23 protein-coding genes are annotated in these 23,836 nt (G+C 62.8%); 15 read left to right on the top strand and 8 right to left on the bottom strand.

The annotated features are described in order from the left end of the window. Entirely contained in the window at positions 1-516 is a 516-nt protein-coding gene (locus DDQ68_RS16490) for a GNAT family N-acetyltransferase (RefSeq protein ID WP_245897079.1), read from the top strand. Here DDQ68_RS16490 and DDQ68_RS16485 read toward each other — a convergent pair. Next, a complete protein-coding gene (locus tag DDQ68_RS16485) occupies positions 513-1,088 on the bottom strand; it encodes a hypothetical protein (protein ID WP_162550179.1) in 576 nt (191 codons plus the stop codon). The genes DDQ68_RS16490 and DDQ68_RS16485 overlap by 4 nt on opposite strands. A gap of 89 nt (positions 1,089-1,177) precedes the next feature. On the opposite strand from DDQ68_RS16485, the gene DDQ68_RS16480 reads away from it, so the two are divergent. Both DDQ68_RS16480 and DDQ68_RS16475 read left to right on the top strand, forming a co-directional pair. After that, the gene (locus tag DDQ68_RS16480; RefSeq protein WP_162549656.1) at positions 1,178-1,621 is read left to right on the top strand and encodes a helix-turn-helix domain-containing protein; all 444 of its coding nucleotides are present in this window, start codon (positions 1,178-1,180) and stop codon (positions 1,619-1,621) included. Positions 1,622-1,626: 5 nt separating this feature from the next. Continuing rightward, positions 1,627-2,325 (top strand): IS630 family transposase, encoded by a 699-nt coding sequence (locus DDQ68_RS16475; RefSeq protein ID WP_109651629.1) that lies wholly within the window; start codon positions 1,627-1,629, stop codon positions 2,323-2,325. A gap of 9 nt (positions 2,326-2,334) precedes the next feature. On the opposite strand, the gene DDQ68_RS16470 is transcribed toward DDQ68_RS16475, so the two are convergent. Next, complete coding sequence (locus DDQ68_RS16470; RefSeq protein ID WP_109657287.1) at positions 2,335-3,738, bottom strand: APC family permease; 1,404 nt, start codon at positions 3,736-3,738, stop codon at positions 2,335-2,337. A gap of 140 nt (positions 3,739-3,878) precedes the next feature. Between DDQ68_RS16470 and DDQ68_RS16465 the strand changes: the two genes are divergently transcribed. From DDQ68_RS16465 to DDQ68_RS16455, 3 genes are all read left to right on the top strand, one after another. Then, a complete protein-coding gene (locus tag DDQ68_RS16465) occupies positions 3,879-4,808 on the top strand; it encodes a cation diffusion facilitator family transporter (RefSeq protein WP_109657286.1) in 930 nt (309 codons plus the stop codon). Positions 4,809-4,920: 112 nt separating this feature from the next. Beyond that, positions 4,921-6,111 (top strand): amine oxidase, encoded by a 1,191-nt coding sequence (locus DDQ68_RS16460; RefSeq protein ID WP_109657285.1) that lies wholly within the window; start codon positions 4,921-4,923, stop codon positions 6,109-6,111. Positions 6,112-6,179: 68 nt separating this feature from the next. Beyond that, positions 6,180-6,680: a methylated-DNA--[protein]-cysteine S-methyltransferase gene (locus tag DDQ68_RS16455; protein WP_109657284.1), complete on the top strand. Its 501-nt coding sequence runs from the start codon at positions 6,180-6,182 to the stop codon at positions 6,678-6,680. A gap of 185 nt (positions 6,681-6,865) precedes the next feature. Here DDQ68_RS16455 and DDQ68_RS16450 read toward each other — a convergent pair whose 3' ends face one another. Beyond that, on the bottom strand, positions 6,866-8,971 hold the full coding sequence (locus tag DDQ68_RS16450; protein WP_109657283.1) for a M13 family metallopeptidase: 2,106 nt from the start codon (positions 8,969-8,971) through the stop codon (positions 6,866-6,868). 441 nt (positions 8,972-9,412) lie between these two features. Here DDQ68_RS16450 and DDQ68_RS16445 point away from each other — a divergent pair, with 441 nt between their 5' ends. From DDQ68_RS16445 to DDQ68_RS23995, 4 genes are all read left to right on the top strand, one after another. Further along, complete coding sequence (locus DDQ68_RS16445; protein WP_109658472.1) at positions 9,413-10,282, top strand: prephenate dehydratase; 870 nt, start codon at positions 9,413-9,415, stop codon at positions 10,280-10,282. A gap of 338 nt (positions 10,283-10,620) precedes the next feature. After that, a complete protein-coding gene (locus DDQ68_RS16440) occupies positions 10,621-11,832 on the top strand; it encodes a pyridoxal phosphate-dependent aminotransferase (protein WP_109657282.1) in 1,212 nt (403 codons plus the stop codon). Positions 11,833-12,014: 182 nt separating this feature from the next. Then, positions 12,015-12,860 (top strand): prephenate dehydrogenase, encoded by an 846-nt coding sequence (locus DDQ68_RS24000; RefSeq protein ID WP_109657281.1) that lies wholly within the window; start codon positions 12,015-12,017, stop codon positions 12,858-12,860. Positions 12,861-12,956: 96 nt separating this feature from the next. Beyond that, positions 12,957-14,027, top strand: a complete 1,071-nt coding sequence (locus tag DDQ68_RS23995) for a chorismate mutase (RefSeq protein ID WP_109657280.1) — start codon at positions 12,957-12,959, stop codon at positions 14,025-14,027. 201 nt (positions 14,028-14,228) lie between these two features. Here DDQ68_RS23995 and lysA read toward each other — a convergent pair whose 3' ends face one another. Continuing rightward, a complete protein-coding gene (gene lysA / locus DDQ68_RS16425; RefSeq protein WP_109657279.1) occupies positions 14,229-15,434 on the bottom strand; it encodes a diaminopimelate decarboxylase in 1,206 nt (401 codons plus the stop codon). 171 nt (positions 15,435-15,605) lie between these two features. Between lysA and DDQ68_RS16420 the strand changes: the two genes are divergently transcribed. Beyond that, positions 15,606-16,139: a DinB family protein gene (locus DDQ68_RS16420; RefSeq protein WP_109657278.1), complete on the top strand. Its 534-nt coding sequence runs from the start codon at positions 15,606-15,608 to the stop codon at positions 16,137-16,139. A 39-nt stretch (positions 16,140-16,178) separates the two neighbouring features. Here DDQ68_RS16420 and DDQ68_RS16415 read toward each other — a convergent pair whose 3' ends face one another. Next, positions 16,179-16,463: a hypothetical protein gene (locus DDQ68_RS16415; RefSeq protein WP_162550178.1), complete on the bottom strand. Its 285-nt coding sequence runs from the start codon at positions 16,461-16,463 to the stop codon at positions 16,179-16,181. A 49-nt stretch (positions 16,464-16,512) separates the two neighbouring features. After that, entirely contained in the window at positions 16,513-17,397 is an 885-nt protein-coding gene (locus DDQ68_RS16410) for an alpha/beta hydrolase (protein WP_109657276.1), read from the bottom strand. Positions 17,398-17,537: 140 nt separating this feature from the next. On the opposite strand from DDQ68_RS16410, the gene DDQ68_RS16405 reads away from it, so the two are divergent. After that, the gene (locus tag DDQ68_RS16405; protein WP_162550177.1) at positions 17,538-18,281 is read left to right on the top strand and encodes a tetratricopeptide repeat protein; all 744 of its coding nucleotides are present in this window, start codon (positions 17,538-17,540) and stop codon (positions 18,279-18,281) included. A gap of 103 nt (positions 18,282-18,384) precedes the next feature. Beyond that, positions 18,385-19,125, top strand: a complete 741-nt coding sequence (locus DDQ68_RS16400) for an outer membrane beta-barrel protein (protein ID WP_109657274.1) — start codon at positions 18,385-18,387, stop codon at positions 19,123-19,125. A gap of 277 nt (positions 19,126-19,402) precedes the next feature. Here the strand turns inward: DDQ68_RS16400 and DDQ68_RS16395 are convergent, their stop codons facing one another. Next, positions 19,403-20,737 carry an amidohydrolase gene (locus tag DDQ68_RS16395; protein WP_109657273.1) on the bottom strand — a complete coding sequence of 445 codons (1,335 nt, stop codon included), beginning with the start codon at positions 20,735-20,737 and terminating at the stop codon, positions 19,403-19,405. Between the two features lie 123 nt (positions 20,738-20,860). On the opposite strand from DDQ68_RS16395, the gene DDQ68_RS16390 reads away from it, so the two are divergent. Further along, positions 20,861-21,538 (top strand): phosphatase PAP2-related protein, encoded by a 678-nt coding sequence (locus DDQ68_RS16390; protein WP_109657272.1) that lies wholly within the window; start codon positions 20,861-20,863, stop codon positions 21,536-21,538. Between the two features lie 154 nt (positions 21,539-21,692). Here the strand turns inward: DDQ68_RS16390 and DDQ68_RS16385 are convergent, their stop codons facing one another. Continuing rightward, on the bottom strand, positions 21,693-22,508 hold the full coding sequence (locus DDQ68_RS16385) for a phytanoyl-CoA dioxygenase family protein (RefSeq protein WP_109657271.1): 816 nt from the start codon (positions 22,506-22,508) through the stop codon (positions 21,693-21,695). Positions 22,509-22,911: 403 nt separating this feature from the next. On the opposite strand from DDQ68_RS16385, the gene DDQ68_RS22990 reads away from it, so the two are divergent. Next, positions 22,912-23,751: an energy transducer TonB gene (locus DDQ68_RS22990; protein WP_162550176.1), complete on the top strand. Its 840-nt coding sequence runs from the start codon at positions 22,912-22,914 to the stop codon at positions 23,749-23,751. Positions 23,752-23,836: the final 85 nt, after the last annotated feature.

Below are 23,836 nucleotides of genomic sequence, written 5' to 3'. Positions count from 1 at the left end.
ATGACCACCGACTTGACCATTCGCCGCGCCACGGCGGCCGATTTACCGGCCGTCGTGGCGCTGGTGAAGGCCGTAGTGCCGCTAATGAACGCCGCTGGCAACATGCAGTGGACCAGCGAGTACCCAAACGAAGCCGTGTTCCGGCGCGACATCGAGCGCCAGTACCTGTGGGTAGCCGAGCGCCTGGGGGCCCTGGAAGGCGTCGCCGCCCTCACCCAGGACCAAGACCCCGAGTACGCCGACGCCGACTGGGACGCCGCCGAGCCCGCCCTCGTGACGCACCGCCTCGCCGTGGTCCCCGAAGCCCAGGGCCGCGGCGTGGCCGGGGCCCTACTGGCGCAAGCTGAACACGAAGCCCGAACCCTGGGCCTGCGCACGTTGCGCGTGGACACAAATTCGGAAAACGCGGCCACGCAGCGGCTGTTCCCCAAGCTAGGCTACCGCTTTGCGGGCGAAATCAAGCTGGCGTTTCGGCCGGGGCTGCGGTTCTTTTGCTACGAGAAGTGGCTGGGCTAATCTGGTACGGCGAAGGCTGCTAACTCCAGCAGCTCGTTTTGAATTTGCCTTTTCCAGGCTTCTTGTTTGTCAAGAAACAAGCCATACTTAGTTTCGCCAGCGTACTGAATTTGCCGTTGGCCAACGACTTCGTAAGCCGTTCTTATTAAGTCATTAGCGTCGGGCTTCCCCCACAAAATGATGCGCTTGGCATTGGCCCGCAGCTCCTGCCGGAGTTTTCGGGCAGCTACTTCGTTGAGGTCCCACAGCGTTTGCATGTAGCGGATTTGGATTTCGGTGCTCAGTCGCCCCGCCGAATCGAGGTAAGAGCCCCCGCAATGAAAGACGTTTTGTACCGCGCGGTTGGCATTTTTACCAAACAGGTCCATAATGCCTCCGTTCATCTGAATACCTAAGTTGCCTACGCTCTGGTTCAGGTTATTCTGCGGGCGCACTTTCATTTGAAAATCGGCACTCTGCAAGCGTCTGGTAGCGCTCCATTGCAAATAGCCAGGCGGCAAGGGCTTTTGCGATTGGGCAGAACCGCGAAGCCCCAGCAACAAGAGCAAACAAAATAATGAATAGCGAATCATCTTATAAATAGTTGGTTATCGGACCTAGTGGTCTGACAACTTAATTCCGTTTGTAACAGTAACGAGTGGACACCATCCGTTTTTCGCTAATGCCCCGCCTCGCCAAACCCGTCAATCTACCGCCTGCCGATGCCGCCAAATTGCAGGCGATTGTCAAAAAAGGCACCCACAAGAGCCGCAAAATCGCGCGTGCCCGTGCCCTACTGGCCATGAGCAGCGGCAAAGGAGCCGCCGCCGTGCAGGCCGAAGGGGGCATTTCCCCCACCCAGTACTATCGCCTCAAGCGCCGCTACCTGGCCGGGGGGCTGGCCCAGGCGCTGGAAGAGCGCCCGCGCAGCGGGCAACCGCCGAAGGTGACGCCCGCCCTGGAAGCGCGTATCACCAGTCTGGCGTGCAGTGAATTGCCGACCGGGGCGGCCCGTTGGACGCTCTCGCTGCTCAACGAAACCCTCGTCTCGCTCGACTACGGACCGGCCGTTTCCAAGGAAACGATTCGCCAGGTGTTAAAAAAAGCCACCTCAAGCCCTGGCTAAAAGAAATGTGGTGCATTGGCACCATCACGGGCGAATACCTGGCCAATATGGAGGACGTGCTCGACGTCTACAGCGCCCCGGCCGCAGCGGGCGTGGTGCGCCTGTGTTTCGACGAGCGGCCCTGCCAACTGCTCGACCACGTGCTTACGCCGCTGCCGCCCAAGCCCAACGCGACCCAAAAAGAACACCAGGAGTACGTGCGAAAAGGCGTCTGCAACGTGCTGCTGGCTTATAACATCGACACAGGTCAGCGCCACTTGCAGGTGACGACGACCAAAAACAAGGGCGATTACGCCCGTTTTATGGACTGGCTCGTGCAAACCCACTACCCCGAGGCGGCCAAAATCCAGCTCGTGCAAGACAATTACAGCACCCACACCTACGGGGCCTTTTACGAACACCTACCCCTCGAGACGGCCCGCTACCTGCGCCACACCCTCGAATTCCACTACACGCCCAAGCACGGCTCCTGGCTCAACATGGCGGAAATCGAATTTGCCGCCCTCTCCCGCCAGTGCCTGGCCCAGCGTATCGCCACCCAGCAACGACTCGAACAAGAGGCATTGGCCTGGCAAGCCAAGCGCAACGCCGCCGCCACCAAAGTCAATTGGTCCTTCACCACCAAAAAGGCCCGCGATAAGTTGAAAAACAGATACGCTGAATTAACCAAAAAAACTGACGAAACTAAGTTGTCAGACCACTAGCAACGTTAATCATTTATTCTCATACGGCCACTTGCCCTGCTGCTTGCTCCAGAGCAAAAACGCCCCTGTGCCCAGGGCCATCATGCCCACGGCGGCCACCTGGAAGTAAAGCTTGAACGCCACGCCGCCCCAGTTGACCGCGACCGGAGCGATGCCGGCGAAAACGAACAGCCACACGACGATGGCCAGAATGACGGGCAGCGGGTAGAGCGGCATTTTGAACGGCAGGGCCCCCGTGCCGCGCCGGCGGCGCAGTAGCACCAGCCCCACCGCCTGCCCCACAAACTGCACCAGAATCCGCATGGCCAGAATAGCTGAAATGACCTCGCCCAGCCGAAACAGCAGGCTGAACACGAAGCCCACGCCGCCCAGCAGCAGCAGCGACACGTAGGGGAAGTGCTTGGTAGGGTGCAGCTTGGCGAATACGGGCAGGAACTCGCCGTCGGCCGCCGCAGCGTAGGGGATGCGCGAGTAGCCCAGCAGCACCGCAAACAGCGAGGCAAACGCCACCAGCAGCACCATGGCCGTGGCCAGGTTGGCCGCCGCGGGCCCGTAGAGCCGCTCCATGAACACACTGATAATGAATTGCGACTTATCAGAAGTACCCGCTTGCCAGCCCTGCACCTCCTCCCAGCCGATGACGGTGCCCACGCTCCAGTTCAGCAATAAATACAGCGTTGCGATGCCCAGGATGCTCAGGAAAATGCTGCGCGGAATGACCTTCTCGGGGCCCTTAATTTCGGCGCCCAGGTGGCACACGTTGTAGTAGCCCAGGTAGGAATAGATGGTTTTGACGGCTGCCTGGCCCATGGCGGCCGAAATGAGCAGGCCCGGCAGGGCCCCCACGCCGCCCGCGGGCAGGATGGCCACCGGATGGTTGATGTGGGTGAGACCCCCAAAAATCAGCCAGCCCATCAGGCTCAGCACACCCACCCACAGGGCCACGCCCAGCTTGCCAATGTCCTCGATGCGGCGGTAGAGCAGCGCGATGAGCAGCAGCACCACCGTGCCGGCCACCAGCTTGGGCTGCCACCAGGCGGTCATCGGCACGAGGTAGCCGAAGTACTGGGCGAAGCCGATGGCCCCGGAGGCCAGTACCAGCGGCGACTGAATCAGCGTCTGCCACACGTAGAGAAACGACATGTAGCGGCCCCACTTCTGCTCGCCGTAGGCCAGCTTGAGGAAGCGGTAGCTGCCGCCCGCCGCGGGGTAGGCCGCGCCCAGCTCGCTCCAAATCAGGCCGTCGACCGAGGCCAGGGCGGCGCCCACCAGCCAGGCCAGCAGGAAGTTGGGCCCCATGAAGCCCATCACCAGCGGCAGCGTCACGAAGGGCCCGATGCCCACCATGTCAATCATGTTGAGGGCAGTAGCCTGTACGAGGCCCAGGCGGCGCTGAAGAGTTGGTTGCGACATAGGCCGCGAAAGTAGTGCCTGCTGAGGCCCCGGGGGCCCAGCGGGCGCTACCTCACGCCAGCTTCATTCCGCCGCGGCGGGGCGTTAATTTGCAGCTTGTGCCGCCGGCCGCCCAATGCGATGGGGCCCCATTCCTTGATATGTCAGACGCTCACTCTTCTAAATTCGCCATTTACGGCGCTATCGGGGCCAACGTGGCCATCGCCATCAGCAAGTTCGTGGCGGCGTTTTTTACCGGCAGCTCGGCCATGCTTTCCGAGGGCATCCACTCGCTCGTCGACAGCGGCAACGGCCTGCTGATCCTCTACGGCGTGAAGCAGTCGGAGAAGCCGGCCGACGCGCGTCACCCCTTCGGGCGTAGTAAAGAGCTGTACTTCTGGGCCCTCATCGTGGCAGTGCTGGTGTTCGCCGTCGGCGGCGGCATGTCGTTCTACGAAGGCATTGCGCACCTCCAGCACCCAGCCCCCATCACCGACCCTACCTGGAACTACTGGGTGCTGGGCCTCTCGATGCTGTTCGAGGGCATTTCGTGCTTCCTCGCATTCCAGGCCTTCAACCGCGACCGGGGCTCGGCCTCGTTCACAACCACGCTGGCGCGCAGCAAAGACCCCTCGGTGTTTGCCATTTTGATAGAAGACCTGGCCGCCCTGTTGGGCCTGGCCATTGCGCTGGCCGGCGTATTTTTTGGACACTTGCTGAGCAATCCCTACCTCGATGGAGCCGCGTCCATCGCCATCGGCCTGCTGCTGATGGCCGTGGCCATCTTCCTGATTTACAAAACCAAGGGCCTGCTGGTGGGCGAAGGCGTGGACGACGAAACCCTCGCCGAACTCAACCGCATTGCCCTGGCCCAGCCCGGCGTGTGCCAGGTGCGCGCGCCCCTAACGATGTACCTGGGGCCCCGGGACGTAGTGCTGGCGCTCGATGTGGAGTTCGACGACCAGTTGAAATCGGATGGGGTGGAGAAAGCTGTGGACGGTTTGCAGGATGCCATCCGGGCCAAATACCCTGAGTTTCAGCGGATTTTTATAGAGGCCAAGCACCTGGCCAGCCGGGCCGAAAGCACGTAGTCTACCGCCCGGTTTCGAACCCCGGCGGCAGTTTCAAGGTACAAGGAGGCCGCCCCTGCCCCGTTCGCGGCGACTGGGGGCGGCCACTTTGTTGTACATATCCCCTTTCGTGATGGATTTTACTACGCTTGGTGCCAGCCCGTTCCAGTCTTTTTGGTGGGGCGGCTTCGAATGCACCGACCAGCTGAATGCCTTCGGCAACCGCGTCGATTTCCTGCCCCTCACCGGCCACCTACCGCTGCTTGATGAGGACTACGCCGCTTTGGCCCCGTTCAATTTGCGCACCGTGCGCGAGGGCATCCGCTGGGCTCACATCGAAAAAACGCCCTACCAGTACGATTTCAGCACCGTAAAAATCATGCTCGACGCCGGGCAGCGCCACGGCATCCAACAGGTGTGGGACTTGTGCCACTTTGGCTACCCCGACGACCTGACGCCGCTGCACCCCATGTTTGCGCGGCGGTTTGCGGCCCTGTGCCGGGCGTTTGTGGATTTCTACCGCAGCCAGCAGCCCACGGGCACGCTCATCGTCACGCCCATCAACGAGGTGAGCTTCATCTCGTGGCTCGGCGGCGACGCCCGCGGCACCTCGCCCTACTGCAACGGCAACGGCTGGCAGGTGAAGTACGAGCTGATGCGCGCCTACATTGAGGGCGCCAACGCCCTGCGCGAGGCCGACCCCAGCATCCGCCTCCTCACCACCGAGCCGCTCATTGCCATCGCGCCGCGGTTTGGGGCCTCGGCCCGCGAAATTCGCGAGGCCCGCGAGGCCCACACCAACCAGTTCCAGGCCACCGACATCTTGTGCGGACGCCTGTGCCCCGAGCTGGGCGGCCATCCCACGCTACTCGACATTGTGGGCTTCAACTACTACTACGACAACCAGTGGCAGCTGAACCCGCACTACATCATGGGCTGGAACGACGACGTACCCGACCCGCGCCTGCGGCCCCTGCGCCAGCTGCTGCGTGAGGCCTACCGCCGCTACGAGCGTCCTTTCGCCATCACCGAAACCAGCCACCCGGCCGAAGACCGCCCCGTTTGGCTCCGCATGATTGGCCAGGAGTGCGCCGCCGTGCTCGCCGAAGGCCTGCCGCTGTGGGGCGCCTGCCTCTACCCCGTGGTGGACCGCCCCGACTGGGACCACCTCGACCAGTGGCACCGCTCGGGCCTGTGGGACGCCGACCTGAGCCGCCCCGGCCCGGCCCGCGTGCTGCACCAGCCCAGCGCCGAGGCCCTGCTCGAAGCCCAGGCCATGGTGGCCGCCGCGCGGCCCCGCCGGGCCCCGGCGCTGGTTTCGTAGCCCAGCAGGGGCCCCGGGCAATACGCCGCATAAGAATTCGTTTCTTACAGTAAATCTGCACTTTGCCCATGCCGACCGCGCCCACCACCGCCCACCTCTACTCACCCATCGGCCTGCTGGCCCTCACCGGTTCCGATGCGGGCCTGCACGCCGTGCGCTTCCTGGAGGGCCCCGACGCGGCCGCGCCCACCGCCCCGGCCGACGTGGCCGAGTGCCTGCGCCCGGCCCACGCGCAACTCGCCGCCTACTTCGCGGGCGAGCTGCGCGCCTTCGACCTAACCTGCGCGCCCCTCACCGGCACCGATTTCCAGCGGCAGGTGTGGGGGGCCCTGGCCGGCATCGGCCACGGCCGCACCGCCTCGTACCTCGAAGTAGCCAAGCTACTGGGCAACCCCGGGGCCGTGCGCGCCGTGGGCGCGGCCAATGGCCAAAACCCGATTTCCATCATCTGTCCCTGCCACCGCGTCATCGGGGCCAACGGCAGCCTCACCGGCTACGCTGGCGGCCTGGTGCGCAAGCGCTGGCTCCTGGCTTTCGAGCGGCCAGCGCAGGGCGGGCTGTTTGGGTAGGGGTATTAAAATTGGGCATTCGTCTAATTTATGGTGATTTACAAAATCATTAATCAGACTTAGAATTTATTTTTATTTCATGCATAAACCATTGATTAACAATATATTTATCCAATAATTTTTCCTCAAAATCATTATATTAAATAACGAGTTTAGCACCTTGGTTTAGACCATTGCCAAAACAATTACCAAATCACGGCCCGGTCGGTAGCCGTCCGGGTCATTTTGCTGCCTTCCTTACAGCCGAAGGCCGCCTGGAACTGCGGCATATTCATAACGGGGCCGATGGTACGGTACTGGTCGGGCGAGTGCGGGTCGGTGAGGATTTGTTGGCGCAGGGCCTCGGGCCGGATGTTGGAGCGCCGCAACTGGGCCCAGCTCAGGAAAAACCGCTGCTCGGGCGTGAAGCCGTCGAAGCTGGGCCGGGGCCCCGCGCCGTAGCGCTGCTGCAATTGCTTCTCCAGGGCCCCGTACACCACGGTGAGGCCGGCGAAATCGGCCAGGTTCTCGCCCATGGTCAGCTTGCCGTTCACGTGCACCGAGTCGAGGGGCGAAAACTCGTCGTACTGGCGCCCTACGATGGCAGCGCGCTTCGTAAACTCGGCCGCGTCGGCGGGCGTCCACCAGTCGCGCAGGTTGCCCTGGGCGTCGTACTGGCGGCCCTGGTCGTCGAAGCCGTGGGTCATTTCGTGGCCCATCACCCCGCCAATGGCCCCGTAATTTACCGCGTCGTCGGCCTTGGGGTCAAAGAACGGTGGCTGCAAGTAGCCGGCCGGAAACACGATTTCGTTCAGCGGCGGGTTGTAGTACGCATTGATGGTGGAGGGCGTCATGCCCCACTCGTTGCGGTCGATGGGGCCTCCAAACTTCGCCAGCTCCTGGCGGCTGTCCCAGGCGCGGGCGGCCAGCAGGTTCTGTACGTAGGAGGCGCGGGTGATGGCGAGTTTAGAATAGTCCTTCCACACGTCGGGGTAGCCGATTTTTACGTGCAGGGCCCCCAGCTTTTTCAGGGCTTCGGCCTTGGTGGGCGCGCTCATCCAGGTGTTGGTTTGGATGTGCTCGGCCATGCTGGCCTTCACGTTGTTCACCATTTCCAGGGCCTTTTGCTTGGCCGCGGGGCTAAAGGCCTGGTCCACGTAGAGCTGCCCGAAGGCTTCGCCCAGGTTTTGGTCGGTGGCCGTTTGCGCGCGTTTCCAGCGGGCGGGCGGCTGCTTGGCGCCGGTCAGCGCCTGGCTGTAGGCGAAGGCCGCGTCGGCGTAGGCCGCCGGCAGCGCTGGGGCCACCGAGCGCACCAGGTGCCAGCGCATGTAGGTCTTCAGGTCGACCAGCAGCTCGGTTTTCAGCGCGGCGTTCAGCTCGTCGAAAAACGCGGGCTGGCCCACAATTACTTCCTGGGCCTGGCCTAATTGCTGGGCCACCAGCAGGCGCCTGGGGTCGAGGGCCGGGTAGCGTTTTTGGGCCGCGGCCAGGGCCATTTGGTTGTAGTTGGCCTGGGGGTTTCGCAGTTCCACGCGGGTACGCGAGGCCTTGGCCAAGCGCGTTTCGATACGCTCTACGACGGCGGCATTGCGGGCGGCTGTAGCAGGCGTATCGCCCAGCATATTAAACACCTGCGTCATGTACGCGCGGTATGCGGCCTTCACCTTGGCCGTGCGTGCATCGTCCTTAAAGTAGTAGTCGCGGTCGGGCAGCGTGAGGCCGCCCTGGTCCAGTTGCACCACGTAGCGGATCGTGTTCTTCTCGTCGACCTGCACCCCACTGCGGAAGAATATGCCCGTCTGCAATTCGTGTTCGTGGGCGATGAGGGTAGGCAATTGTGCCCGGTCGCGCAGCCCAGCAATGCGGGCCAGCTCGGGCCGTAGGGGCCCCAGGCCGGCCCGCTCAATGGCCGCCGTGTCCATAGCCGCCGCGTAGAAGTCGCCCACTTTCTGGGCGTTCGAGCCGGGGGCCGCGCTGCGGTTAGCGGCGGCATCCTCCAGGATCTGGCGCAGCAGCTTTTGGGTGCGCTCGCCGAGCAGGTTGCGGGGCCCCCAGCGCGAGGCGTAGTCGGGCAGCGGGTTATTCTTCAGCCAGTTGCCACCCGAAAACTGGTAGAAGTTGTCGCACGCGTCGACCGTGCGGTCGAGGTCGGCTACGTCGAGGCCCACGCCTTTCGGGTCGGGCGCGGCGGGCGAAGCAGTAGGAACGGCAGCCGGCGGGGCCACCGCCGTAGTAGCCGGGGTGCTGCGGGCGCAGCCGGCCAGGGCCAGCGCCGCGGCCGCCAAGCCCATGCAAAGAGATGCTTTTGTCATGCAGCGAATGTATAATCTTTGGGGGAAAAAGCTGTGCTAACGCCACTTAGTTAGGGCCCCGGGAGCAATCTTTTTCCTTCATTTACTAGGATATCCCAGTATTCGAGCAGAACTTGCCGCCGCAAATCCGCTATCTCATGCCCCGCACCAGCTACCTTTTTGGCTTTTATTACTTCTACGCCGTCGCGTAGAACAAGCCGCCCCATAGCCCACCGCTAGCGCCGCTCGTTCTTCGGGAGGCGCTTTTTTAATGCCCGTTTTTTTTACTTTGATGCTTGCCGCCCCCGCTTTTTATTATTTCGGCTACCGCTATTTCTTCTTTTTCAAGAAGAACCGGGCCTGCCGTTGCGGATGCTAATTACCAAGCACACCCCCTCAACGAAGCAAGGCCCCCAGATTTCCGGCGGCCTTTTTTATTGTCGTTTTTTCGCCTCCACTGCCATGCGTGTTGCCATCCAGGGTTTCCAGGGAAGTTTCCACCAAGTAGCCGCCCACCAGTACTTCGGGGCGGCCGCGGCGTTGAATTTCTGCGCCACCTTCGGCGAAGTAGTGGCCCAGGTGGCCGACGGCCGCGCCGACGCCGCCCTCATGGCCATGGAAAATTCGCTGGCCGGCAGCATCTTACCTAATTATTTATTGCTGGAGCGTGCTGACCTCACCATCACCGGCGAGGTGTACCTGCCCATTTACCAGCACCTACTGGCGCTGCCCGGCACCACGCTGGCCGACGTACAGGCGGTGCACTCGCACCCCATGGCCCTGCGCCAGTGCGGCGATTTCCTGGCCCAGCACCCCCGCTGGCAACTCGTCGAAACCGAGGATACCGGCCTCAGCGCCCAGCTGTTGGCCGAGCGCCAAACGCCGGGCGTAGCCGTGGTGGCCGGGGCCCAGGCGGCCGCGGCGTTTGGCCTGCAAGTGCTGGCCCCCGCCATCCACGACGACCCCCACAACTACACCCGCTTCCTGATGCTGGAGCGGGCCCCGGAAGCCCAGCCCGTGGCCGCGCCCGACAAGGCCTCGCTGTACTTCTACACGTCGCACGCGCCGGGCTGCCTGGCCCAGGTGCTCACGCTGGTAGCATCCCACGGCCTCAACCTGAGCAAGTTGCAGTCGTGCCCGCGCCCTAGCCAGCCCTGGCACTACGGCTTCCATGCTGACGTAGAATTCGACAACCCCGCCCTGTTGGAAGCGCTGCTACAAGAGCTGCCCAGCATGACGGAGGAGTTGCGCGTGCTGGGTGTGTACCAGCGCGGCAGCATGGAATTTGAGGGATTGGTAACGAATAGTAAGGCGTCGGGAGGCAGCATGTAGAGTTATTAAAAAGGGGCGGTGGTCTAAACCAAGGTGCTAAACTCGTTATTTAATTAAATGGTTTTTAAGGAAAAATTATTAGATAAATACATTGTTAATGAGCGGTTTATACATGAGACAAAAATAAATATTCAGTCTGATTAATAATTTGCAAATAACTATAAATTAGACGACTGCCTAAAAAGATTGTGCAAATAGGTCGCCATGCCGAGCGCAGCGAAGCACCTCTACTACGATAATAATTAATTAGTTGAGCAATAAATATGCTACGCTTGGCATGACAGCCTAATTAATTACCTAATCCCAACTATTACCTGTAAATAATTAATTGAATTAATATGAACGTCTCCATAGCCAGCCGCCTTGCCCACACTGGCGAATATTATTTCTCGCGCAAGCTGCGCGAGCTGGCGGCCCTCAACGCGGCGGGGGCCAACATCATCAGCCTGGGCATCGGCAGCCCCGATTTGCCGCCGCATCCGAGCGTGACGGCGGCGCTGGCGGCCACGGCGGCGCTGCCCAACGCCCACGGCTACCAGAGCTACCAAGGCACGCCGGCCCTGCGCGGGGCCCTGGCCGAGTTCTACCAGCGCCACTACGGCGTGGCCCTCGACCCAGCCACCGAAATCCTGCCGCTGCTGGGCTCGAAGGAAGGGCTGATGCACATCGGGATGACGTTTCTGGAGGCCGGCGACGCCATGCTCATCCCCAACCCCGGCTACCCGACCTACCAGGCCGTGGCCGAAATCTGCGGGGCCGAAGTGCGCACGTACGACCTGACCGCCGCGACCGGCTGGCTACCCGACCTGGGGGCCCTGGCGGCCACCGACTTGTCACGGGTAAAAATGATGCTGGTGAACTACCCGCACATGCCCACCGGCACGCCCGCCGGCCGGCCGTTCCTTGCCGAACTCGTGGGATTTGCCCGCGCCCACAACATCCTGCTGGTGCACGACAACCCCTACGGCTTCGTTCTAAACGAGACGCCACCCACGAGCTTGCTCTCGGTGCCCGGCGCCAAAGACGTTGCCCTGGAGCTGACCTCGCTGAGCAAATCGCACAACCTGGCCGGCTGGCGCGTGGGGGCCCTGGTGGGCCGCGCCGACTTGCTGGCCGCCGTGCTCCGCTTCAAGAGCAACATGGATTCAGGTATGTTCCTGCCCGTGCAGCAGGCTGCCGTAGCCGCCCTGGCGCTGGGCGACGACTGGTTTCAGGAGCTGAACGCCACCTACCGCGCCCGCCGTACCCTGGTCGTCGAGCTGCTGCAAGCGCTGGGCTGCGCACCCGCGCCGGGCCAGGTGGGCCTGTTCATTTGGGCCCCCGTGCCGCCGCAGTACGCCGATGGCTACGCCCTCAGCGACGCCGTACTAGCCGAAGCCCGGGTATTTTTGACGCCCGGCGGTATTTTTGGCAGCAACGGGCTGGGCTACATCCGCGCCAGTTTGTGCCAGCCGGAAGCCCTGCTGCGCGAGGCCCTGGCCCGCGTCGTGGCAATGCAAGTAGGCCGTCGTATGGAAAGCGAAGAAGCCGCTCTTCCACTGGTTAGTTAATTAGATAACTAGGCGGTCATGCTGAGCTTATTGAAGCGTCTTTCCCGTTGACTAAATTATTAATTACTGTCGCAGTAGAGATGCTTCGACAAGCTCAGCATGACCGCTTAACTGTAACCTGCCTACCCGCTTACCCTCACATCCTCCTACCCGTCTATCCTCAAATCCTCCTATCCTAAATCATGACCGTTACCATTATCGGCTTGGGACTTATCGGCGGCTCGCTGGCGCTCAGCCTGCGGCAGCACGGGCTGGCTGCGCACTTTATTGGGGTGGAGCAGAGCGCCGAGCACGCGCGCCGGGCCCTGGAGCTGGGCTTGGTGGACGAGGTGGAAGCTGACCTGCCCGCTGCCGTGCGCCGCGCCGACCTTGTGGTGGTGGCCGTGCCCATGGACGCCATGCTAACCGTGCTGCCCCAGGTACTCGACGCCACGGGGCCCCGGCAAACGGTGATTGACGTGGGCTCGACCAAAGTGACGCTGCTGGCGGCCGTGGCCGGGCACCCGCGCCGGGGCCGCTTTGTAGCCACGCACCCCATGGCCGGCACCGAATATTCGGGCCCCGAGGCCGCCGTGCTCGGCTTGTACGAAGGCAAAACGGTGGTACTCTGCGACACCGCCCACAGCGACGCCGACGCCTTGCAGCTGGTCGAAAAGCTGTTTAGGGCCCTGCCCATGCGGCTACTCTACCTCGATGCGCAGGCCCACGACTTGCACACGGCCTACATATCGCATATCTCACACATTACCTCGTTTGCCCTGGCCCTCACCGTGTTGGAGAAGGAAAAGGAGGAGCAGCGCATCTTCGATCTAGCCGGCGGCGGCTTTGCTTCGACTGTGCGGCTGGCCAAAAGCTCGGCGGCCATGTGGGTGCCCATCTTCCGCCAGAACCGGCCCAATGTGCTCGACGTGCTCGACGAGCACCTGCACCAGCTTCAGCACCTCCGCGACTTGCTGGCGCAGGAAGACTACGCCGGGCTGACTACCCAAATCAACCAGGCCAACCACATCCGCAAGACTATTCCTTAAGGATTCAGTAATAAAAAGTACAAACCGGCACAAATAGCAGCTCAGAGCCTGAATTGCTCCTGCCACTCTCCATCAACCGATAACCTCCCCAATCCCATGTTTGACAAGCTCTTCAACCGCCAACCCAACGACAAGCCGTTCCTCATTTCGGGGCCCTGCTCGGCCGAAACCGAAGCCCAAGTGCTGGAAACCTGCCAGCGCCTGGCCGCTACCGGCAAGGTGCAGGCCCTGCGCGCCGGTATCTGGAAGCCCCGTACCAAGCCCGGCGGCTTTGAAGGCGTGGGCGCCAAGGGCCTGCCCTGGCTGAAAAAAGCCAGCGAACTGACCGGCCTGCCCGTGGCCGTAGAGGTAGCCACCGCCAAGCACGTCGAAGACTGCCTGGCCTTCGGCGTGGACCTAGTCTGGGTGGGCGCGCGCACTACCGGCAACCCGTTTTCGGTGCAGGAAATTGCCAACGCCCTGCGCGGGGTGGACATTCCGGTGCTGGTAAAAAACCCCATTCACCCCGAGCTAGAGCTGTGGGTGGGCGCCATTGAGCGCCTGCAAAAGGCGGGTTTGAAGCAAGTGGGCATGATTCACCGCGGCTTTTCGAGCTACGGCAACACCGATTTCCGCAACGCGCCGATGTGGCACCTGCCCATCGAAATGAAGCGCCGCATGCCCGAGCTGCCCATCCTCAACGACCCCAGCCACATCTGCGGCCGGCGCGACACGCTGTTTGCCGTGGCCCAGCAGGCCCTGGATTTGGACTTCGACGGGACGATGATCGAGAGCCACATCGACCCCGACAACGCCTGGAGCGACGCCAAGCAGCAAATCACGCCCGAGGTGCTCGGCCAGCTCATTACTAACCTTGTGTGGCGCCACGAAACCACCGACAAGGCGGAATTCCTGACCGCCCTGGCCGGCCTGCGCGAGCAAATCAACAACCTTGACGCCGAGATGATGCAGCTGCTGGGCCGCCGCATGGCCGTGGCCGAAAAAATCGGGCAGTATAAGAAAGACAACGACATCACCATCCTCCAAACCGCCCGCCTCAACGAAATCATGGAGCGCAGCAAGCGCCAAGGGGCCCAAGTCGGCCTCACCGAAGACTTCGTAGAGCGCTACATGGAAGCCGTGCACCTGGAGTCGGTAACGCACCAGGAGAGGGTAATGAACAGCTAATCAGCAGGACAGCTACTAGGCGGTTATCGCCCAGTAGCTGTCGTGCTGAAAGGCCGTCATGCAGAACGAAGTGAAGCATCTCTACTGCATAAGTAATCAATTACTGCTGCGGGAGAGATGCTTCACTTCGTTCTGCATAACGGCCTCTCAGTTGTCACGCCTGAATTAATCAATTACCGAATTAATTAATTCAGTAATTAATTATTCTTGTCCAGCTAATAAATCCTCGAACGTTTGGCGGCGGCGAATTTGGCGCAACTCACCGTTTTCGAGCAGTACCTCGGCGGGGCGCACGCGCGAGTTGAAGCTGCTGCTCATCTCGAAGCCGTAGGCGCCGGCGTTGTGGAAGGCCAGCAAGTCGCCCTCGTGCACTTCGGGCAAGCGGCGGTCCCAGGCGAAGGTGTCGGTTTCGCAGATGTTGCCCACCACGGTGTACACCCGCTCGGGGCCCTCGGGGTGACTTAAGTTGCTGATGGTGTGGTAGCTGTCATAGAACATGGGCCGGATAAGGTGGTTGAACCCCGAATCGACGCCGGCGAACACCGTGGCCGGCGTTTGCTTCACCACGGCTACGCGCACCAGCAGAAAGCCGGCTTCGCTCACCAGGTATTTGCCTGGCTCGAACCAGGCTTGCAGCGGCCGGCCGTACTCTTGCTCAAACTCGGCGAAGGCAGCCGTGACGCGGAGGCCCAGCTCTGCCATATCGGTGGCCACGTCGCCGGGCTTGTAGGGCACTTTGAAGCCCGAGCCCAGGTCCAGAAACTCCAGGTCGGGGAAGCGGCGGGCGGCGTCGAACAGCACCTCCAGGGCCCTAAGAAATACGTCCACGTCCTTTATTTCGGAGCCCGTGTGCATATGCAAACCCTTCACATTCAGGCCAGTACTTTTAACTACGCGTTCCAAATGGCGCATTTGATGGATGCTGATGCCAAATTTGCTATCGATGTGGCCAGTAGAGATTTTGTAGTTGCCGCCCGCCTCAATGTGCGGGTTCAGCCGGATGCACACCGGATAGCTGCCGCCATACGTGGTGCCGAAGCGCTCCAGCATCGAAATATTGTCGATGTTTAAATGCACGCCCAAGTCCTTGGCGGCCACAATTTCCTCAAACGTGACGCTGTTGGGCGTGAAGAGGATGTTTTCGGGCGCAAAGCCGGCGTGCAGGCCCAGCTTCACTTCGTTGAGGCTCACGCAATCGAGGCCCGCGCCCAGGCCCCGCAGGTGGCGCAGAACAGTCTGGTTACTAAGAGCTTTACAAGCGTAGAAAAACCGCGTGGGGTGGCCAGTGAAGGCCGTTTCCAACTGGTGAAACTGCCGGGCGATGGTTTCGGCCTGGTACACGTAGAGCGGGGTGCCAAACTGCTCGGCAGCGGCCAGCAGGGCTTCGGCGGGGATGGTAGCGGACATAGGCCACAAAAGTACGGCCCGTTTGGCTGTGCGACCTGTTTTTGCCGTACTGGCAAGCCGTGCCTGGCCTTTCCTGGGGCCCTCCGGGGCAGCACGAGCCAGGCCAGGCACAGCTTGGTGGTGCGATGCCCTGCCCCGTGCCTTACTTTTAAAACTAATCCACGCCCCCTTATGCCCAATACCCCGCCTGATGCCCTACCCGAAGTGTGGCTCCGGGGGCCCCTGCCCGCCGTGCCGCCGCTGCTCCAGCCGGTGGCCTACGCCCTGCTGCAAGCCCAGGCCGACGTAGCTGCTGCCCTCGCCCCCTTCCCCGCCGCCCAGCTGTGGGCCCAGCCGGCCGGCGTGGCCGCAGTAGGCTTCCACCTCCAGCACCTCACCGGCGTGCTCGACCGCATGCTCACCTACGCCCAAAACCAGCCCCTGAGCCCCGCTCAACTGGCCTACCTAGCCGCCGAAGGCCACCCCGCACTCGGCGCCGAGGCCCCTGCTGCTCAGGTAGAAGCGCTGCAAAAAGCCTTCGGAAATGAAGTGCAGCAGGCCCTGGCCCAACTGCACCTCACCCCCGAAAACACGCTGACCGACTACCGGCCGGTGGGCCGCGCCGCCCTGCCGTCCACCGTCATCGGCCTGCTGGTGCACGCCGCCGAGCACACCCAGCGCCACGTGGGCCAGTTGCTCGTCACGGCCCGCATTTTGGCCGGCTAAAGTAGTTTTCGAGTCGGAACACCCAGTGCTGTAGGGGCCCTACTCGGCCACTGGGTGGCCCTGGCCGTCGAAGCGTAGCTTGTAGGTTTGACCGCCGTTTTCAAATTCCGTCACATAATGGCCCGCCTGCTTTTTATCTTCGTAGATGGAATGCAGCTTGGCGGTGGGGTAGGTTTGCTTGATATAGTCCCGAACGGCCGCTTCGGCAGCGGTTCGGGCCGGCCAGGCCGGGATTAGCGCGATGTTATGCTTCTTGCTGAAGGCCAGCACCTCTAATGACCTTTCGTTGGCTTTAGTGGTAATAATGACAACTTTATGAGCCAAAGTATTGCCAGTCAGTACCTGTGCTTCCTTGCCATTCACGCCGGGTGCCCTACGCGCCCACCAGTTTCAGCAGCTCCTGGTAGATGATGTTGTGCTGCCAGTAGAGTTGCAACACCATGGGGATGTGGTGCTTGCCGGGCAGCACGGTGTAGCGCGGCGGGGCCCCCACGGCCGCTAGCTTGGCGCGGAAGCGGGCCGAGCTGCTGCTGATGCTGGGGTAGGTTTCGCCGCCAATGAAGAAGAGGAACGGTGGCAGGCCGGCGCGGATTTTGTAGATGGCGGAGTTTTCGTACCACACGGCCGGGTCTTTGGTGAAGGGGACGAGGTACTTCTCGTCGCCGGGGTACTGCATCTTTTTCAGGTAGTCGTACATGTCGAGCCCGGCGGGGTCGTCGAGAATGGCACCGCGCACGGGGTTGGTGGGCAGGCCGTTGCGGGCCAGCAGGGTATCGTCGGTGGCGAGCAGGGCGGCCAGGCCGCCGCCGGCCGAGTGGCCCATCACGAACACCCGGGCCGGGTCGCCGCCGTAGTTTTTGATGTTGTTCACCGTCCAGGCCAGGGCCCGGGCGCAGTCGGTGGCCTGCTCGGGCACGTGCACTTTGGGCGAGAGCCGGTAGCTGACGACGACGCCTACTACGCCCTGCTTGGCCAGCCGCCGCCCGATGAAGGAGTAGAAGTTTTTGTCACCGCTGGTCCAGCTGCCGCCGTGGATGAACAGCACCACCGGGTAGCCGGCGGCGGGGCCCGCTTTTTTGGGCGCGTACACGTCGAGCAGGTTGTACTTGGCGTCGAAGCCGGGCGTGGTGGCGGGCACGTAGGGCACGTCAGCGGTGCGGTGGCTGGGGCAGGCCGCTGCATACTCGGTGGCGCCCAGCACGGCGCCCAGCACCAATATGGCCCCCACGGGCACCAGCAATAAACGGGTAATTCTCATGTTAGGGGTAGAAGTGCGCGGCGGCGGGCAAAGCCCTTCCGGCCGCGCTTACCTACGCCGCGCGAGGGTGCACAGTTTGCCCCAGGCGGCGGCTACCTTTGCGCTTTCGGGCCCCGGCCGCATTTTTTATTGGATTGGTTATGACGACAACTCGTGTGCTTACGACGGCTGGCCTTGCGCTAGCCCTGCTGGTGGGCAGCCCCCGCCTGGCCCGCGCCCAAAAGGTGCGCCAGCCCATCGACGGCGGCCAGCCCGCCGCGGGCACTGCCCCGCGCCCGGCCCGCTTGCAGCCCCTGTTTGGGGGCCTGAGTCCGGCCCAGGCCACGGCCGCCTACGGGGCCCCCAAGCTGGAGGCCGTGGCCAAAAGCTTTGCCTCGAAGGAAGAAGCCAGCGCATTCTTCGCCACCAAGGGCTTCGAGTATTTATCAGAAAACCAGCCTGATACGGCCACGTCGCGCTTCAACTTGGCCTGGCTGCTCAACCCCCGCAACGCCGACGCCTACCGGGGCCTGGGCGTGGTGGCCAGCAGCCAACCTACCCCCGACGCCTCCATCGCCCTGCTCCAGCAAGCCCTAGCCATCACGCCCACCAACTCGCTGGTGCTGAGCGACCTGGGCACGAGCCACCTCATCCGCTACGGCACCGGCAAGAAAAAGAGGGACCTCACTACCGGCCTGGACCTGCTTCAGCGCGCTGTGGCCGCCGACGCCACCAATGCCAACGCCTGGCAGCAGCTAGCCCGCGGCTACTACTACCAGGAGAAGTACCCCGAGGCCTGGGAGGCCGTGCACAAAGGCCAGGCCCTGAGCACCGCCAGCATCGACTTTGGCCTCGTGAGCGACCTGCTCGCCAAGCAGCCCGACCCGCAGGGCAAGTTCAAGTAGCGCAAAAAAGTTGCGCCAGGGCCCTACCGCCCGGCCGTTGTTGCCGTAAGTACCGGCCCGCGGCCGGGCGGCGGCCCGTTTTCATTTCATCCTTGCTTAACACATGGCTTTTTCGTTGCGCAACTGCTTGGCCGGTGGCCTGTTTGGCTTGGTTTTGCTGGCCGGGCCTCCGGCGGCCCGCGCCCAGAACGTGGCCCGGCGGCGCCGCCACGACCACAACGGCCACGCCTATTACCTGGGGCCCCTGCGAGTGAGCGCCGGCGTGGGCACGGCCTTCTACAACGGCGACCTGGGCAACAGCCTGAGCAACGATTTCCTGGGCCCTGCCCTCAACCTGGGCTTGCTCTATAGCCTGGGGCCCCACTGGCGCATCGGCGGCGAGCTGGGCTACTTCGGCATGGGGGCCCGCGACTACCTGCCGAGCCGCGGCCTGGCTTTTTATGGCCACAACGGGCTGGGCACGGCCTTCGTGCGCTACGATTTGCTGGGCGACCCGTCGGTGTACGCTACCCCGGGCGCGGCGCGGCGGGTGCAGCCCTTCGTGCAGGCCGGGCTAGGCCTGCTGCTCTACAACCCGCAGGCCTACCTCGGCACGGCGCGGCCCACCAGCACCACCGCCTACCTGCCCGCCGAGCGCAACGACTACCCCGCCCTGGCCGGCGTGCTGCCCGTGGGCGCGGGCGTGGTGGTGCCCCTCACCGACCAGTTCAATCTGACGCTGGAGGGCAACTACTACCTCACCACCACCGACAACCTCGACGACATCAGCCAGCGCGGCAACCCCAACGTGAAGGACGGTTTCGGCACCCTGATGCTGAAGCTGGACTACGCCATCGGGCGCTGAGCCAACCATTTGCTACCATAAAAAGGGGGCCCTCAGCACTGCTGGGGGCCCCCTTTGCTTGCTGCCTGCCAGCTAGTTGGGTAAACGGGTAGTTGCCCGTTGGTTTTAAAGCTGTTTCGAAGTTACTATACAGTTTAGACGATGCAGGGGCGGGGCTTGCCCCCGCCCGTCGTTGAACGGAATCAGTAGCCTGGCGCGGGTGCAAGGGCGGGGGCAAGCCCCGCCCTTGCACCCGCTAATTCCGAAACCGCGCTAGGGCACTGCCTTGGCAACTGCGTTAGCGACGCTTTTGGGCGAGGTAGTCGGCTGCCAGGGTGGCCAGGGTTTTCACGCCCAACGTTAGGCCACTCTCGTCGATTTTGAAGCCCGCGGTGTGGTGGTCGGCTACGGTGCTGGGGTCGGTGCCGGGCGTCATGCCGCCCACGAACAGGAACAGGCCGGGCACCTTTTCCTGGTAAAAAGCAAAATCCTCGGCCCCGGTCACGGCCTTGATTTCGTGCACGTTGGGGGCCCCGGCCACGGCTTGCAGCGTGGGCAGCATCCGGGCCGTGAGGGCGGGGTCGTTGATGGTCACGGGCACATAAGGCTCGATGGATACGTCGGCCGTAGCCCCGGCACTCTCGGCAATATTGGTGGCAATGCGGCGCACGGACGCCCAAATTTGCTGCTGCGCCGCCGGGTTCAGGGCCCGGATGGTGCCGCTCAGCTCCACATCGGGCGGGATGACGTTGTAGCGCACGCCGCCGTTGACGGTACCCACCGTCACCACGGCCGCGTCGTCGATGAGCTTCACCTGCCGGCTCACGATGGTTTGCAGGCCCATGATGATCTGGGCGGCCGTCACCACCGGGTCCACGCTATTCCAGGGGGCGGCGCCGTGCGCGCCCTTGCCGTGCACCTTGATGGTGAAACGGTCGGAACTGGCCATTTCGCCGCCGGGCCGGTACTTGAGCACGCCCACCTCGGTAGAGGCGTTGATGTGCACGCCGAACACGGCGTCCACCTTGGGGTTTTCGAGCACGCCTTCCTTCACCATCAGCTTGGCCCCGCCCTCCATGCCGGGCACCGAGCCTTCTTCGGCGGGCTGGAAAATAAATTTGACGGTGCCAGGCAGGTCCTTTTTCACCTGGGCCAGCACCTCGGCCGCCCCCATGAGCATGGCCACGTGGGTATCGTGGCCGCAGGCGTGCATCACGCCCACGGGCTGGCCCAGGTAGGTGGTTTTCACGGTCGAGGCAAAGGCCAGGCCGCTGGTTTCGGTGAGGGGCAGGCCGTCCATGTCGGCGCGCAGGGCCACCACGGGGCCCGGCTTGCCGCCGCGCAAAATACCCACCACACCGGTGCGGGCCACGCCCGTCTGCACCTCCAGGCCCAGGCTTTTGAGGTGCGCGGCTACCAGGGCGGCGGTGCGGTTTTCCTCGTTGCCCAGCTCGGGGTGCTCGTGCAGGTCGCGCCGCCAGGCAATGACTTTGGGCTCCTCAGCCGCCGCCAGCTTGGCGATGCGGGCATCGAGGGCGGCGTTTTGGGCGGTGGCGGCCAGGGGCCCCAGCAGGGCCCCCAGGCCCAGGGCGGCCCCGCGCAGTGCGGGCCGCGAAAGCAGCGGAAAAGTCATGGCAAATGGTTACCTGTGGGTTACGGCCGGGCGGCCAATGTTACGGCAATGTAAGGCCGGAGCAGGTTTGCGCATTATTTTTGTTGCTCATCCAGGTTGAGCTTGTCGGTTTTATTCGTCGCTATGCGTGTTTCGTTCCCTGTTGCAACCAATACGCCTTCGGAAGCGCCCGCCCAGACCTGGCCGGGCGCGTGGGCCCAGCCCGGGTTTCGGGCCCTGTTGGCACTGGCGTTGGCCCTGATTTTTGCGGGCGTGGTACCAGCGGCAGCGCCGTTCTACCAATTCATCCAGCACCGCGCCGGCCACCACCTGGCCGACCCAGTGCTGGCCTACTTGCCCGCCCGCAACGTGGCCAGCCCCATTTTCCTGCTGATGTACGGCAGCTGCATCACCGCTGTGGCCTGGCTGCTGGGGCGGCCGCAGCTGCTGATGCGCGGCGTGTGGGCCTACCTGTTTTTGCAGCTGCTGCGCATGGCCACCATCTGGGTACTGCCGCTGGAGCCGCCAATGGGCATCCTGCCCTTCCCCGACCCGGTGACCGAGCACCTGTTCCACGCCAGTACGGCCGTGCCCATCACCCGGGACCTGTTTTTTTCGGGCCACACGGCCACCGTGGCGCTACTGGCGCTGGCCGTGCGCGGGCGCTGGTGGCGCGGGGCGCTCGGCGTGTTGGCCGCTACCATCGGCGTGCTGGTGCTGGTGCAGCACGTGCACTACGTGTACGACGTGCTGGGGGCCCCGCTCTTCGCCTGGCTGGCCTATTGGCTGGCAGGCCGCATCTGGCCCACGGCGCCGGCGTAGGCTGGGCTTAAAATAAAGCGTGGGGCCCTGGGAGCAATTGCTGCTTCCGGGGCCCCACGCTTTATTTTAAAACTTTAAAATCCAATCAGGTAGCTTTTTTAGGCCGTCATGCTTCACTGCATTCAGCATGACGGCCTAGTTGCCGCTGCCAATGCTATTTCACTAAGTGTAAAAAGCGCAGGTAGAATGGCGTGGGGCTGTCCTCGCTCTTGGGCTGGTACTTGCCCGAAATGATGGGCACGTACATCACACGGCGGCGCGAGGCATCGCCGATGAGCGGCGACTGCGCCACGCGGTGCCACATGCGGCCGTCGTGCACGGTGAGGTCGCCGGGCTCGGTTTCGATGGCGATTTCGTTCGGGTCATAGTGCACGTCCTTGTAGTATTTCTTGCGGAAGAGCATCTTGCCCAGGCCCTGGCGGTGCGTGCCGGGAATGACGCGCAGGCCGCCGTTGGTGGCCTTGGTGCCGTCGAGGTGCAGGCCTACGTTGAGCATGGGCCCGATGCGCTTGCCGTAGAACACGTCGCGCAGCGAGTCGGTGTGCCAGCCCATCTGGCTGAACTCCGAGCCCGGGATATTCACGTAGTGATTCACCACGAGGCCGTCCTTCTCGTTTTCGCCCACCCGGCCGCCCTCGGCCTCCAGCAGCGGAAACAGGGCCTGGAAGCGCGGGTCTTGCAGCAGCTCGCGCAGCAGCGGGTGGTGCTGCGACGTGAACGCGAAGCGCTGCACGATGCGGGCGCCGTCCACGTCCTGGCCGTACTTGATGGGCACGCCGTTCACTTTTTCCACGCCCTCGGCCAGCCAGCGGCGCTGTACATCCTGGGTGGCGTGGAGAATTTCCTGTACCTGGGCAGGCGAAGCAAACGGCCGAAAATGCAGAAAACCGTGTTTGGCAAAAAAAGCCCGCTGTTCATCGGTGAGCGTAGCACCAAGGGTAAAGCGAGGGTATTCGAAAGATGAGGACATAGTGAAGATAGAGCGGTAGACTGGCGGTCCCAACCCAATAGCCTGCAAAGGTAACACAGGGCCCCCGGTGCGCGGGCAGCCCCGGCGCCCCGGCGCCTGGGCTGCATTCGGGAAGCCAGGCAGCTTTCCAAAAGCAGCAACGGTAAACCAACAAGCCGGGCCTTTTGGTTATTGCGCGGCCCCGCGCATTAGTAGTAGGCTACTGATCAACGAATTGGGTCAAGCACAGCAAATACGGAGTTTTTGAGAAACCGTTGCAGGGGCCCCGCGGCTGGCCCTCCCGCAACCCGGCGTGGGGCCCCAGCCATAAGCGTGGTTTATGAGGCGTTCACAATAATCAATTACCTGCACCGCCCCCAGCCGGAAAATCGGTACCTTTTCGGGCCCTTCCGCCCCGCCCGCCATGCTGCTTCTGCCCACCTTCCACGCCCGCCTACTGCCGTGCTCCGAACCCCGGGCCGCCCTGACGCCCACGGCCCTGGGCCACTACTGCGCCCGCTGCCAGCGCGTGGTGCTCGACTTTAGCCAGTCCCAAAACCCCGCCGCCGACCTGGCCGCCTCCCGCGCCACCGCGCCCGACGGGCGCGTGTGCGGCCGCTTCGCCGGGGCCCAGGTGCAGGGGCCCCTACCCCTCACGCGGCAGCTGCGCTGGTTTCTGGTGGCGCTGGTGCTGGTGGTGGCCCAGGGGCTGAGCGCGCGGGAGGCGCTGGCCCAGGTGCGGCAGGGGGCCCCACACCACAAGGTTAAAGTTGTGCAGCCGGCAAAACGAGTAGAATTATTGGGAGATATTGAAGCACTGCCGGACAATAAGATATCCCCCGGGCCCACCCAAGCAGATTTGGACGGGCTAAAGCCAAAACGGAGCCCCGCGGATGAGCCAACATACCTGATTGGCGAAGCAACAGAACCGATTTCAATAACACGCTATGAACGAATGCCTTCTTTCCAAAAGAAGGATTTCAATAGTGGCAGTTCCGGCATAGTAGATTACGTACAGTGCAACATCCGGTACCAGCCAGATTTTCCCGAAGGAAGAGTCTTCGTCACTTTTACCATCGACACGGCTGGCCTTGTGCAGAAACCTATTATAGTCAAAGGTTTGTCGCCAGCCGCTGATGCCGAAGTCATTCGAGTAATAAAGGCAATGGATGGATTTACACCGGGAATGAGTGGCGGCCGGCCGGTTGCTATACCGTACACCTTGCCCATTACTTTCAAAAAGCCCAAGCCTTCGACCCCATAATCCTGCACCTTTGCTGGGGCCCTAATTGCAGTACAAGCGGCACATTACCTTTTCTAATCCCGATTCCTGATGGTTTTCACTCCCA

The organism is Hymenobacter nivis, from assembly GCF_003149515.1.
Lineage (GTDB): Bacteria > Bacteroidota > Bacteroidia > Cytophagales > Hymenobacteraceae > Hymenobacter > Hymenobacter nivis.
This window is presented reverse-complemented; position numbering and strand designations above follow the sequence as displayed.

Bases quoted from the DNA above. Each gene is read 5' to 3' on its own strand.
- lysA (WP_109657279.1), bottom strand. From the start codon at position 15,434: ATGTCCGCTACCATCCCCGCCGAAGCCCTGCTGGCCGCTGCCGAGCAG.
- DDQ68_RS23995 (WP_109657280.1), top strand. From the start codon at position 12,957: ATGTTTGACAAGCTCTTCAACCGCCAACCCAACGACAAGCCGTTCCTC.
- DDQ68_RS16470 (WP_109657287.1), bottom strand. From the start codon at position 3,738: ATGTCGCAACCAACTCTTCAGCGCCGCCTGGGCCTCGTACAGGCTACT.
- DDQ68_RS16445 (WP_109658472.1), top strand. From the start codon at position 9,413: ATGCGTGTTGCCATCCAGGGTTTCCAGGGAAGTTTCCACCAAGTAGCC.
- DDQ68_RS16465 (WP_109657286.1), top strand. From the start codon at position 3,879: ATGTCAGACGCTCACTCTTCTAAATTCGCCATTTACGGCGCTATCGGG.
- DDQ68_RS16405 (WP_162550177.1), top strand. From the start codon at position 17,538: ATGACGACAACTCGTGTGCTTACGACGGCTGGCCTTGCGCTAGCCCTG.
- DDQ68_RS16440 (WP_109657282.1), top strand. From the start codon at position 10,621: ATGAACGTCTCCATAGCCAGCCGCCTTGCCCACACTGGCGAATATTAT.
- DDQ68_RS16455 (WP_109657284.1), top strand. From the start codon at position 6,180: ATGCCGACCGCGCCCACCACCGCCCACCTCTACTCACCCATCGGCCTG.
- DDQ68_RS16385 (WP_109657271.1), bottom strand. From the start codon at position 22,508: ATGTCCTCATCTTTCGAATACCCTCGCTTTACCCTTGGTGCTACGCTC.
- DDQ68_RS16390 (WP_109657272.1), top strand. From the start codon at position 20,861: ATGCGTGTTTCGTTCCCTGTTGCAACCAATACGCCTTCGGAAGCGCCC.
- DDQ68_RS16395 (WP_109657273.1), bottom strand. From the start codon at position 20,737: ATGACTTTTCCGCTGCTTTCGCGGCCCGCACTGCGCGGGGCCGCCCTG.
- DDQ68_RS22990 (WP_162550176.1), top strand. From the start codon at position 22,912: ATGCTGCTTCTGCCCACCTTCCACGCCCGCCTACTGCCGTGCTCCGAA.
- DDQ68_RS16410 (WP_109657276.1), bottom strand. From the start codon at position 17,397: ATGAGAATTACCCGTTTATTGCTGGTGCCCGTGGGGGCCATATTGGTG.
- DDQ68_RS24000 (WP_109657281.1), top strand. From the start codon at position 12,015: ATGACCGTTACCATTATCGGCTTGGGACTTATCGGCGGCTCGCTGGCG.
- DDQ68_RS16460 (WP_109657285.1), top strand. From the start codon at position 4,921: ATGGATTTTACTACGCTTGGTGCCAGCCCGTTCCAGTCTTTTTGGTGG.
- DDQ68_RS16475 (WP_109651629.1), top strand. From the start codon at position 1,627: ATGTGGTGCATTGGCACCATCACGGGCGAATACCTGGCCAATATGGAG.
- DDQ68_RS16400 (WP_109657274.1), top strand. From the start codon at position 18,385: ATGGCTTTTTCGTTGCGCAACTGCTTGGCCGGTGGCCTGTTTGGCTTG.
- DDQ68_RS16490 (WP_245897079.1), top strand. From the start codon at position 1: ATGACCACCGACTTGACCATTCGCCGCGCCACGGCGGCCGATTTACCG.
- DDQ68_RS16485 (WP_162550179.1), bottom strand. From the start codon at position 1,088: ATGATTCGCTATTCATTATTTTGTTTGCTCTTGTTGCTGGGGCTTCGC.
- DDQ68_RS16420 (WP_109657278.1), top strand. From the start codon at position 15,606: ATGCCCAATACCCCGCCTGATGCCCTACCCGAAGTGTGGCTCCGGGGG.
- DDQ68_RS16480 (WP_162549656.1), top strand. From the start codon at position 1,178: ATGCCCCGCCTCGCCAAACCCGTCAATCTACCGCCTGCCGATGCCGCC.
- DDQ68_RS16450 (WP_109657283.1), bottom strand. From the start codon at position 8,971: ATGACAAAAGCATCTCTTTGCATGGGCTTGGCGGCCGCGGCGCTGGCC.